General features: G+C 42.5%; 11 protein-coding genes, 1 rRNA gene and 1 riboswitch. Of the genes, 9 read left to right on the plus strand and 3 right to left on the minus strand.

Annotated features, from left to right (window positions below; translation table 11 throughout):
• The first annotated feature begins 7 nt into the window (after window positions 1-7).
• Together ACFVSH_RS04595 and ACFVSH_RS04600 are read left to right on the plus strand one after the other, a co-directional pair.
• Entirely contained in the window at window positions 8-799 is a 792-nt protein-coding gene (locus ACFVSH_RS04595) for an ABC transporter permease (RefSeq protein ID WP_098370625.1), read from the plus strand.
• Between the two features lie 4 nt (window positions 800-803).
• Window positions 804-1,589 (plus strand): ABC transporter permease, encoded by a 786-nt coding sequence (locus tag ACFVSH_RS04600; protein WP_387604510.1) that lies wholly within the window; start codon window positions 804-806, stop codon window positions 1,587-1,589.
• A 41-nt stretch (window positions 1,590-1,630) separates the two neighbouring features.
• Here ACFVSH_RS04600 and ACFVSH_RS04605 read toward each other — a convergent pair whose 3' ends face one another.
• Together ACFVSH_RS04605 and metE are read right to left on the minus strand one after the other, a co-directional pair.
• Window positions 1,631-2,104: an acyl-CoA thioesterase gene (locus ACFVSH_RS04605; RefSeq protein ID WP_387604508.1), complete on the minus strand. Its 474-nt coding sequence runs from the start codon at window positions 2,102-2,104 to the stop codon at window positions 1,631-1,633.
• Window positions 2,104-4,410 carry a 5-methyltetrahydropteroyltriglutamate--homocysteine S-methyltransferase gene (gene metE / locus ACFVSH_RS04610; RefSeq protein WP_387705075.1) on the minus strand — a complete coding sequence of 769 codons (2,307 nt, stop codon included), beginning with the start codon at window positions 4,408-4,410 and terminating at the stop codon, window positions 2,104-2,106. The genes ACFVSH_RS04605 and metE overlap by 1 nt, the downstream gene beginning before the upstream one ends.
• 144 nt (window positions 4,411-4,554) lie before the next feature.
• Window positions 4,555-4,747: riboswitch (cobalamin riboswitch) on the minus strand.
• 240 nt (window positions 4,748-4,987) lie between these two features.
• Between metE and ACFVSH_RS04615 the strand changes: the two genes are divergently transcribed.
• From ACFVSH_RS04615 to perR, 5 genes are all read left to right on the plus strand, one after another.
• Window positions 4,988-5,407 carry an ion channel gene (locus ACFVSH_RS04615; RefSeq protein ID WP_387604504.1) on the plus strand — a complete coding sequence of 140 codons (420 nt, stop codon included), beginning with the start codon at window positions 4,988-4,990 and terminating at the stop codon, window positions 5,405-5,407.
• A 62-nt stretch (window positions 5,408-5,469) separates the two neighbouring features.
• Window positions 5,470-5,940 (plus strand): thioredoxin-dependent thiol peroxidase, encoded by a 471-nt coding sequence (gene bcp / locus ACFVSH_RS04620; protein ID WP_387604636.1) that lies wholly within the window; start codon window positions 5,470-5,472, stop codon window positions 5,938-5,940.
• Between the two features lie 11 nt (window positions 5,941-5,951).
• Window positions 5,952-7,061, plus strand: coding sequence for an aminopeptidase (locus ACFVSH_RS04625; protein WP_387604502.1), 1,110 nt, complete (start codon window positions 5,952-5,954; stop codon window positions 7,059-7,061).
• A 151-nt stretch (window positions 7,062-7,212) separates the two neighbouring features.
• Window positions 7,213-8,157 carry a D-2-hydroxyacid dehydrogenase gene (locus tag ACFVSH_RS04630; RefSeq protein WP_387705077.1) on the plus strand — a complete coding sequence of 315 codons (945 nt, stop codon included), beginning with the start codon at window positions 7,213-7,215 and terminating at the stop codon, window positions 8,155-8,157.
• 156 nt (window positions 8,158-8,313) lie between these two features.
• Window positions 8,314-8,757: a peroxide-responsive transcriptional repressor PerR gene (gene perR, locus ACFVSH_RS04635; protein WP_260287948.1), complete on the plus strand. Its 444-nt coding sequence runs from the start codon at window positions 8,314-8,316 to the stop codon at window positions 8,755-8,757.
• Window positions 8,758-8,857: 100 nt separating this feature from the next.
• Here perR and ACFVSH_RS04640 read toward each other — a convergent pair whose 3' ends face one another.
• On the minus strand, window positions 8,858-9,211 hold the full coding sequence (locus ACFVSH_RS04640) for a YgzB family protein (RefSeq protein WP_076371179.1): 354 nt from the start codon (window positions 9,209-9,211) through the stop codon (window positions 8,858-8,860).
• A gap of 176 nt (window positions 9,212-9,387) precedes the next feature.
• Here ACFVSH_RS04640 and ACFVSH_RS04645 point away from each other — a divergent pair, with 176 nt between their 5' ends.
• Both ACFVSH_RS04645 and ACFVSH_RS04650 read left to right on the plus strand, forming a co-directional pair.
• On the plus strand, window positions 9,388-10,263 hold the full coding sequence (locus tag ACFVSH_RS04645; RefSeq protein ID WP_387705079.1) for a nucleotidyltransferase-like protein: 876 nt from the start codon (window positions 9,388-9,390) through the stop codon (window positions 10,261-10,263).
• A 280-nt stretch (window positions 10,264-10,543) separates the two neighbouring features.
• Window positions 10,544-11,483: ribosomal RNA gene (locus tag ACFVSH_RS04650) — 16S ribosomal RNA — on the plus strand; the annotation flags it as partial.

Consider the following 11,483-nt stretch of genomic DNA (forward strand, 5'->3'; position numbering starts at 1 on the left):
GAGGGCCATGGGAAAGTATCTTGCAATGATCCGCATGCGTTTTTTGATGATGCTTGCGTATCGAACGGATTATTATACCGGCATTTTAATTTATAGCATCAATATCGGTGCCTATTATTTCTTATGGAATGCGATATATGGAGAGAAAAGCTCCATCGAAGGACTATCAAGTATGCAGATGACAACCTATGTCGCGGTTGCATGGATGGCGCGCGCTTTTTATTTCAATAATATTGACCGCGAAATCGCCACTGAAATTAAAGACGGCAAGGTAGCCATTGAAATGATCCGGCCGTATAACTATTTAGGCATGAAAACGATGCAAGGACTTGGGGAAGGGATATTCCGTTTCTTCTTCTTCTCGATTCCAGGAATGCTGCTGGTAGCTTTCATTTTTCCTATCGAATTGCCGCACGAGCCGGCTACATGGGGGATGTTCGGCATTTCCTTGCTGTTCAGTTTCATCATCAATACACAAATTAACTTATTGACGGGAATCACTACCTTTTTCTTATATAATAATGCCGGATTGATCCGGGCTAAAAGGGTTATCATTGATTTATTTTCCGGTCTGCTGCTGCCCATCAGTTTCTATCCGGTATGGGCGCAGGAAGTGATGAAATATCTACCCTTTCAAGGGATCAGCTATGTACCAAGCATGATTTTTACGAACGGGTACAGTTCAGGCGAAATTGCCATGGCGCTTTTACAACAGTTAATTTGGTGCATCATTCTCATAATACCGATTCAGCTTTTATGGATAGTCGCAAAAAAACAGCTGATTATTCAAGGAGGTTGACGGGATGTTTTATGTATCGATGTTTTTTCAATATGTGAGTCAATATATGAAAACCAGATTGCAATATAGAGCCGATTTCTTCATGGAAATCCTATCTGACCTGCTGAATCAGGTCGTGAATCTGGTATTTATCTTAGTCGTTTTTGGGCATACCCAATTTTTAAACGGCTGGAGCCGTGAAGAAATCATATTCATTTATGGATTCTTCCTCATCCCGTTTGCCCTTTTTTCTGCCTTTTTCAACATCTGGGATTTTAATGACCGCTATATCGTCAAAGGTGAAATGGATCGGATATTAACAAGGCCGATACATAGCCTCTTTCAAGTTATTTTAGAAAGAATCGAGCTAGAAGCGTTATTTGGTGTTGTGACCGGTTTGATCATTATATTCTATTCGGGGATTTCATTGGATCTTCAGCTTGCGTGGTATGACCCGATTCTTTTCATCATTTTTGCAATAGGAGGGGCCCTTGCTTATGCAGCCATATTCGTTGCGATAGCTAGTATCGGGTTCTGGTCGGATGCGAAAACATCCATCATGCCAATGATGTACAATATCGGGAACTACGGGCGCTATCCAGTTGATATTTATAATAAGGTCATCCGTTTTGTCCTTACGTGGGTGCTGCCATTCGCGTTTGTTGGTGTCTATCCGGCATCTTATTTCCTAAGAAAAGAAGAGTGGTATGCATATGCATTTGCCACACCTGTAATCGGGGTCGCCTTTTTCGTGATATCCGTTTTCATATGGAATCAGGGAGTGAAGAGGTACCGCGGGGCAGGGAACTAAAAAAACCCCTTCAACAGCATTCATGTTGAAGGGGTTTTTGTTTAGTTCCTTTTTTTCTTTCTTTCAATATATCTTGCTTGTGCTTCAACATATTGCTGCTTTTCCTCTTCCGTTTCCGGAATGACCTGAGGTACTTTTGTCGGCTTACCGTCTTCATCAATGGCCAGCATCGTTAAAAAAGCGCGTGCTGTAAGCTGTTTTTCACCTGTTAATAGGTTCTCACGCTCCACTTTCACGAATACCTCCATTGATGTGCGATGAGCACAGGTGACATAAGCTTCAAGGTTGATCGCATCCCCTGTCTTGATGGGGGCCAAAAAATCAAAAGAGTCGCTTGAAGCAGTCACAACGGGTTTTCGACAATGGCGCATAGCTGAAATGCAGGCTATTTTATCAACATAGGCCATTACTTTTCCGCCAAAGATGGTATTGTGATGATTTGTATCCGGTGGAAAAACAAGGTCGGTTAAAAAAGTCCGTGATTGCTGTGTTGGATGGGCCACATTCTTTTCCATCATAGGCCTGTTGGTTTGGCCAAAAGGTTTTCACGGACGATTCTTGCTGCTTCGACCATGTTTTTCAGGGAAGCGACGGTTTCCGGGATACCCCTTGTTTTCAGGCCGCAGTCGGGATTGATCCAAAACTGGTCTTTATCCAATACCTTGATGCCCCGTTCAATCATATCGACCATTTCTTCCACTGCCGGCACACGCGGGCTGTGAATATCATACACACCCAGGCCAATGCCTTTTTCATATGTTTTTTCCTCGAATGCGGAAGCAAGCTCCCCATGACTACGAGATGTTTCGATGGAAATTACATCGGCATCGAGGGAGGAGATGACATCCATGAAACTGTTGAAGTCGCAATAGCACATATGCGTATGGATTTGGGTTGTTTCCTCCACGCTTGATGTGGATATCAAGAATGAATTTACAGCCCAGTTCAAATACTCGTCGCGATCGCTTTTTTTCAATGGCAGACCTTCTCTAAGTGCAGGCTCATCAACCTGAATCATTTTAATTCCAGCAGATTCCAATGCAATGACTTCCTTTTCCAAAGCGAGCGCCAGCTGATAACAAACATTCTCCCTGGAAATATCATCACGGACAAATGACCAATTCAAAATCGTAACAGGACCTGTAAGCATTCCTTTTACCGTCTTCTTCGTCAGTGATTGTGCGTAAACACTTTCCTTGACTGTCATCGGTTCGATGAAATGGATGTCGCCATAGATGACTGGTGGTTTTACGCAGCGGGATCCATAGGATTGGACCCAACCCTTTTCCAGAAAGATGAATCCGCCCAACTTATGGCCGAAGTATTCAACCATATCCGTCCGTTCGAATTCCCCGTGAACGAGAACATCCAAACCGATTTCTTCTTGGATTTCGATCCATTTGCCGATTTCTTCGTTAACGAATGTTTCATATTGCTGAGCGGTCCAATCTCCTTTTTTGAATTTCCCGCGTGCTTGTTTAACTTCAAGTGTCTGCGGAAAGCTACCGATCGTAGTCGAAGGAAGGAAAGGCAATTTGAAAAATTCCTGTTGTTTTTGGTAACGCTCTTTAAATGGAATTTGACGGCCGGCAGTCCTGGTTTTAACCTTTTCGACTTTCGATCGTACAGCCCCATGATTCCGTGCATTTGAACTTGCTAACGTTTGAACCGTAATTTTATTGGCATCGACTTTTTCGGCGATTGCTTCAAAGCCTTGATTATTCCCTTTGACCAAGAGTGTGATTTCCTCAAGTTTCTCGTCAGCGAAAGCAAGGGCCTGTTTCACTTCTTTTGAAAGGGCGGATTCATTACGAACGGTCACTGGGACATGAAGCAGGGAACAAGAGGGCTGAAGCCAGATTTGGTCTTCGGCTACCTTTTTCTTAAGAGTCTCGATCAATTGAATTTTTTTCGATAAATCAGATAGCCAAATGTTTTTTCCGTCAATCACACCTGCAGCAAGTACTTTGTCCTTCGGGAAGCCGAATGCTTCAAGATTACTTAGATTCCTCCCTTTATCATGTACAAAATCAAGACCGATTCCTTGGACTTTTAATTCGATGACTTCTTGGTAGTGTTCCACGGCATCAAAGTATGTTTGTAGCATGATGTTCAGGTTCGGTGCTGCTTCATTCAGCTTTTCATAGAGGTAAGTAACAGTTTGCATATCATCTTTGGAAATGGATGAAACAAGAGCAGGTTCATCCATTTGTACCCATTTCACTCCTTCTTGCTCCAACTCCCGCAGGATTTGCGTGTATAGGGGAAGGAAGCTCAGGATGATGCCAGGGATCTCTTGTTTATTGAAGCCTTTGGAAAGGGAGATGAAGGTATAAGGTCCGATCAATACGGGCTTCGTTTCAATCCCTAGCTTTTCCTTGGCTTCCCGGTATGCTGCAAGTGGTTTATTTTCTGTTAAAGTCAGCTGTGGCAGTTTTAATTCAGGGACAATATAGTGATAGTTCGTATTGAACCATTTCGTCATTTCGGAAGCGACTTCATTATTGTTTCCGCGAGCCATTGAATAATATACGGAAAGAGGAACTCTACCGCCTTCATAGGCTGAATAACGTTCAGGAACAAGACCGAACATGACGGACATGTCGAGCATTTGATCATAGAAAGTGAAGTCGTTGACAGGAATGATATCAATGCCCCGTTGCTTCTGTTTTTGTAAGTTGCCTAAACGGATTGCTTTTAGTTGTGCCGTAAATTCCGCTTCATCGATTTTACCTGACCAGTAAGCTTCCAATGTACGTTTCCATTCACGATCTTCCCCGATTCGAGGGTAACCCAAACTACTGCTTTTCAAAATTCCCATCCTCCCAATTCATATTATTGAACAATAAAAAAAGCATCCCTAACCGTCAAAAGAGAAAGTTAGAAATGCTTAAAATAAGAGGCATTCAGAATGCCCCTTACAATTATAAGGTCCCTAACACCTCCCTATCTCCCGTAGGTTAAAACAGTGTTGTTGAAATAGGCAGGTCTCCTGACTTAGGGATTATCATTAGCGGCGGGCCTTCCCGATCCGTTGATCAGTGGCATATTGGATGGCGCTAACACTCCCATTACAGTGGCGGGACCGTGCCGGAATTACACCGGACTTCCCTTTTAATCCTAATTAATAATTAGGAACCTATTTCCACATATGAAATTTTACAAAACCTGCCTTTATAAACTGTTTACAAGTCTAAAATTTTTAAAATAAAAACTATTATAAAAATTTAGACAATCTTAACATATCCGACCAAAAGGGTCAACATGAGATTCGGGAAAAGAATCCGTTTTTTTGAGTGTGTGGGTGATGAGGATAAGGTCTGTTCCTAAAAAAGAATATATTGTTTGGACAGGGAGTATGTATAGAGGGAGTGGCGTATTGAAATGGGGCGTTGGGGATGACTTTCTACATCTTGATTGCAGGAATCATTTTTTGCATGGTGATGAGCATTCGTACGTTATTTCTTGTTGAGTCGGGAGGAAAGAAGTTTTCTCTGGAGGATATGCTGTGGCTTGGCAATTTATATGCGACGATATTGGTTGGGTTCGCACTGATTTATTTATTATACGAGCTTCAGAATCATTCGGTGATTCTTGATATGGGCAATCGGCTGGATGGCACTTTCTATGAACAGTTGAAGACTTCCTTTTACTTTAGTGCGATGACGATGTTTTCTGTAGGGTATGGAGATATAGCCCCGATTGGCATGGGCAGGATGATAGCTACCATTCAGGCTTTCATCGGGTATACACTACCGGCAGCGTTCGTGATTCGGACAGTTATCGATCTGGAACAGAATGATAGGAGGAATAAATGAAAGTTGTGTTTCTTTCGATTATTGGGTACTCTTACCATAATGAAGGAAATGGAGGGTTCAATATGACTGTTAAAATTGGAGCAAAAGCACCTGATTTCAAACTCCCTGCAAACAATGGTGAAATGGTTTCCCTATCGGATTTTAAGGGGAAAAACATTGTTTTATATTTTTATCCAAAAGACATGACGCCAGGTTGCACGACGGAGGCCTGTGATTTCCGGGACCATAATGAGCAATTCGAGGAATTGGACGCGGTCATCATTGGTATCAGCCCAGATCCAGCGGCACGTCATGAAAAGTTCATCGAAAAGCATGGATTGCCTTTTCTGCTGCTGGCTGACGAAAATCATGAAGCGGCTGAATCATTTGATGTTTGGCAATTGAAAAAGAACTTTGGCAAGGAGTATATGGGCATTGAACGTTCAACTTTCCTGATAGATAAGGCTGGTAAGATAGTCAAAGAATGGCGTAAAGTAAAAGTCAAAGGCCACGTCGAAGAAGCTCTTGAAACTCTTCGTGACCTCGAAAAATAAGGGACAGGCAGATGAAGGATGAGCGAATAACGAAGCTTGCAGCCAGGCTGATTCATCATTCGATACAAATACAGCCAAAAGAGAGAATCCTCATACGGGGGCATATTAACACGAAACCATTATTGAAAGAGCTGATTGATGAAATTTACAGAGTGGGTGCTTATCCATATGTAGAACTCGAAGACGATGAGATAAGCCGCCACCTGTTACAAGGGAATGTGAAGGAACAACTTGACACATCTTCGCAATGGGCTCTGAAGAAATATACAGATATCGATGCAGTCATCATCATCACTGGGGAAGAAAACGAAGTGGAAATGACTGATGTTCCCATCGAGAGGCACCGTCTTCAGGGGGAGGCCATGAATTCCCCCACTCTTTTCTATGTAAACAACCGACGTTGGGTCTTACTTAATTATCCCACCAACGCATCAGCGCAAAAAGCCGGCATGCCCTTCAACACGTACCAAAACTTTCTGTTGAACGTCTGCACCATGGATTACGGGAAAATGGAGGCGGCCTTGAAACCATTAAAACAATTGATGGAACGGACTGACAAAGTCAGGATCGTTTCACCAGGAACAGATTTGACCTTTTCCATTAAAGGTATGCCGGCCATCATATGTGCCGGAAAAAAGAATTTACCGGATGGGGAAGTGTTTACGGCACCTATAAAAGATAGTCTCAATGGAAGGATATCCTTTAACACACCCACAACCTATGAAGGAATCACCTTTAGTGACATAGAATTAAACTTTGAAAAGGGAAAAATCATTAAAGCAACTTCCAATCGTGACTCAGAAATGAACCAAATTCTGAATATTGATGAAGGGTCCCGGTTTATAGGGGAGTTCGCAATTGGAATCAATCCATATATATTGGAACCTATGGACGATATATTGTTCGATGAGAAAATAAGCGGGAGTCTGCACTTGGCTATTGGGCTCTCCTATGAAGAAGCGGATAATGGAAATCGTTCATCGATACATTGGGATATGGTCTTGATCCAGCGTCCGGAATATGGGGGCGGTGACATCTATTTTGACGACGTTCCGATCAGAAGGGATGGCGATTTCATTTTGCCGGAATTACATGCATTAAACCCAAATTGTTTAAAATAAAGCCTTTTTTAATAAGGGTAAGGCTTTTGTCCAACTCAAAAAGGGGACACCTGAATATGCTTTATTAAGGGAATACCTCCTCAGAGAAAGTTGCGCGGGACACATAGAGCCCGTGTTTTTTTTTTATGTTAATTAAAAGGGAGAGATAAACATGTTAATACTTTCGACTGTCATTCCGAATGAAGGCATCCAAACGAAGATGATGGAAGCTTTTCCAGATTTGAACTTAATTTATCAAAAAGGATGGACGGATGGGCCGCTTCGTGAAGCGGAAATCCTAATTACATATGGTGAAGACTTAACTGAAGAAATCATTGGGAAAGCGGCGAACTTGAAATGGATCATGGTCATGAGTGCAGGGATGGAATTAATGCCATTTAAAGCCATTGAGGAACGTGGCATTCTGGTGACAAACGCAAGAGGCATTCATAAAATCCCGATGGCCGAGTATACGATAGGGATGCTTTTGCAATATGAAAAGAAATTGAAAATGCTTATCAAGAATGAAAAGGAAGAATTGTGGGATAGAAAGATTGAAGTAGGGGAATTGAATGGCAAGACTATGCTCGTTATTGGTGCCGGTGCAATTGGAGGGGAGGTGGCTCGTCTTGGGAAAGCCTTTGGGATGACGACGATGGGAGTGAACCGGAGCGGGAAGCCAGTGGAATCCATCGATCACCTTTATACTCTGGATAATTTATTGGAAGCCATAGCGGGAGCCGATTATATCGTATCCGTCCTGCCAAGTACGGATGAAACGAAGGGCCTTCTGGAAAAAGAGCACTTTAAAGCAATGAAAGAATCTGCAGTTTTCGTGAATATTGGCCGCGGAGACCTGATTAACGATGAAGTGATGATCGAAGCCCTGGACGCCGGGGAGTTCTCTCATGCCATCTTGGATGTATTTGACCCGGAGCCTTTGGGAAAAGGGCATCCGTTTTGGAGGATGGAGAATGTCACAGTCACACCGCATCTATCAAGTAAAAGCGGAGAATATCTACCAAGAACCTTTGCCATTTTCGAAAAAAACATGCGTGAATACCTGAAAGCTGGAAATGACTTCACCAACGTAATCGACTTATCTAGGGGATACTAAACTCAAAGCAGTAATGGTATAGATTCATTGTGTTCATGAATAAACTAAAAAAGAATGGTTAAGCCATTGAATTATTGACAAATTCAACGCATAAAAGGTACACTATTTATAAATATTATAATTTAAGAATTCATACTTAATGAGAAAAAGAGGTGGATGACGGTGTCTGAAGTTCAGTTAAAAGAAGCGTTGGATTCCTTAAAAGATACCGGTGTAAGAATAACTCCTCAACGCCATGCGATACTTGAGTATTTGATAAACTCCATGTCCCACCCCACCGCTGATGATATATATAAAGCGCTGGAAGGCAAGTTTCCGAATATGAGCGTGGCAACGGTTTATAACAATCTGCGTGTGTTCCGTGAGGTTGGTTTGGTAAAAGAACTTACGTATGGTGATTCTTCAGCAAGGTTTGATTTTGTGACGACGAATCATTATCATGTAATTTGCCAAACTTGCGGGAAAATTGTAGATTTCGATTATCCTGCATTGGATGAAGTCGAGCATTTCGCTGCACAAGTCACCGGTTTCAATGTTAGTCACCATCGGATGGAGATTTACGGCGACTGTACGGATTGTGCGAAAAAAGAATCGCATTAAAAAAAGTTCCTCCACTTGGTTGGAACTTTTTTTCATGTTATCAAGAAATGATACAATTGTTAAAGACTTCTTGAAAGGGAATTCAGCTAGCGGAATTCCTCTAGTCATGCAGGCTTTTTCGGTTATATTTTTCGTTGAATTCTTCGCCTTCCAACTTTTTGTCAAGTGTCAATGGTTCTTCACAATGCATGCAAATATCTACACGCCCTAGTATTTTTGTGGGTTTGCTGCAGTTAGGGCAGACAACCTGGATCGATTTTGTAGAAAGCATTCCAATCCAAAAATAAACCCCTGTGCTTGCGATGATGAATAAAAGGCCCAGCCCCATGAAAATCGTCATGACAACAGGATTCGTTTTGAAGAAAAGTCCAAGGTACATTACGATAAAGCCAATGAAAATCAAACTCAAAGCAAAAGTACGTATTTTATTGATTTTGCTAGAATATTTAGCCATGGATTGTCCCTCCTAAAATATAACTTTAACTATAACATAAACAATGGATGGAACAAAAAAGAAATAAAGGATACATATTACTTTTGGATTGAAATAGTTTGGGGTAAGGGAAATAAGCAGGAATTTGAAGAGTTTTGTCGAAAATCTAAAAAAAAAAGGTTTTGGAGGAATTTATGATGGAAGATATCCTTCGCCCGATTTATCAAGAGCGAGCAAGTTTAAAATCTACACTTGGAATCTTGTTAATAGAAAAAAGAGATGATAATAGCGCAATCACCGATACATTTGACTACATCCTTTTTGTAATTGCAGACGAAGCCGAAGAGGCCGTGTTTTTAAAACATTACACTTATCAGGATAAAAAGGCAGCCTTGCATATCGTAAAGGAAGACCAGTTAAAAGAATGGCTTCTATTAGGCACGAACCGAAAAGTGATTGACTGGATATATAACGGGAAAGTCCTTTTTGACCGGAATGAATATTTGGACCGTTTGAAAACCGAAATCCGTGAGTTCCCCTTCTATGGAAGGAAGTTAAAGATGGGGATGGAATTTGCAAAGTTAATTCGCAGGTACATGGATGGGAAAAGCTTCTTTGAAAAAGGCCATCATCTTGAGGCATACAACCATATCGTTCATTCCCTGCATCACTTGGCCCGTTTGGAAATAATTGAACAAGGCTTTTATCCGGAGGTTACGGTCTGGAACCAAGTGAAGCATATGGAACCTGAAATCTTCAAGTTGTATAAAGAATTGATCAGCAGTGAGGAAACTCTCGAAAAAAGATTGGAGCTTCTATTCCTTGCGAGTGAGTTTCTTATTTATTCTCGGACGAATGCGGGTTCACAGCATTTGGTTGAAATAATGGGGACGAAAGAAGACCCGTGGACGATTGCGGAGCTAATGGAGCATACTGAAGTGAAGTTTTATTCAGTGGACCTAGGTGTTTTATTGGAATATTTGATAGAGAAGAAGGTAATCGACGTCATCAAAGCGGAGACAAAAGGGCACGAGGTATATCATCGGTTTTATAGGGTATCAAAAAACTTTTAAAAAAATGCAATTTTATTGTTGACCATTAATAATATAGGTGTTATATTAATACATGTCGCTGCGGGACATCAGCTTTCGCAGCTTCATCAAAACGAAAACAACTTAAAAAAATAAAAAAACATGTTGACAATGAAGTTGAAAACATGATAAGATGTAAAAGTCGCTTACGAGGTAAACGACAACGAAAATTGCTCTTTGAAAACTGAACAAAACAAAGCGCCAACGTTAAATTTTAAGTGAGCACACACTACCAAAAAAGCAAATGAGCAAGTCAAACATTTCTTCGGAGAGTTTGATCCTGGCTCAGGACGAACGCTGGCGGCGTGCCTAATACATGCAAGTCGAGCGAATCGACGGGAGCTTGCTCCCTGAGATTAGCGGCGGACGGGTGAGTAACACGTGGGCAACCTGCCTATAAGACTGGGATAACTTCGGGAAACCGGAGCTAATACCGGATACGTTCTTTTCTCGCATGAGAGAAGATGGAAAGACGGTTTACGCTGTCACTTATAGATGGGCCCGCGGCGCATTAGCTAGTTGGTGAGGTAATGGCTCACCAAGGCGACGATGCGTAGCCGACCTGAGAGGGTGATCGGCCACACTGGGACTGAGACACGGCCCAGACTCCTACGGGAGGCAGCAGTAGGGAATCTTCCGCAATGGACGAAAGTCTGACGGAGCAACGCCGCGTGAACGAAGAAGGCCTTCGGGTCGTAAAGTTCTGTTGTTAGGGAAGAACAAGTACCAGAGTAACTGCTGGTACCTTGACGGTACCTAACCAGAAAGCCACGGCTAACTACGTGCCAGCAGCCGCGGTAATACGTAGGTGGCAAGCGTTGTCCGGAATTATTGGGCGTAAAGCGCGCGCAGGTGGTTCTTTAAGTCTGATGTGAAAGCCCACGGCTCAACCGTGGAGGGTCATTGGAAACTGGGGAACTTGAGTGCAGAAGAGGAAAGTGGAATTCCAAGTGTAGCGGTGAAATGCGTAGAGATTTGGAGGAACACCAGTGGCGAAGGCGACTTTCTGGTCTGTAACTGACACTGAGGCGCGAAAGCGTGGGGAGCAAACAGGATTAGATACCCTGGTAGTCCACGCCGTAAACGATGAGTGCTAAGTGTTAGAGGGTTTCCGCCCTTTAGTGCTGCAGCTAACGCATTAAGCACTCCGCCTGGGGAGTACGGCCGCAAGGCTGAAACTCAAAGGAATTGACGGGGGCCCG

The sequence above is a fragment of the Peribacillus sp. NPDC058002 genome (genome assembly GCF_042886655.1).
Classification (GTDB): domain Bacteria; phylum Bacillota; class Bacilli; order Bacillales; family DSM-1321; genus Peribacillus; species Peribacillus aracenensis.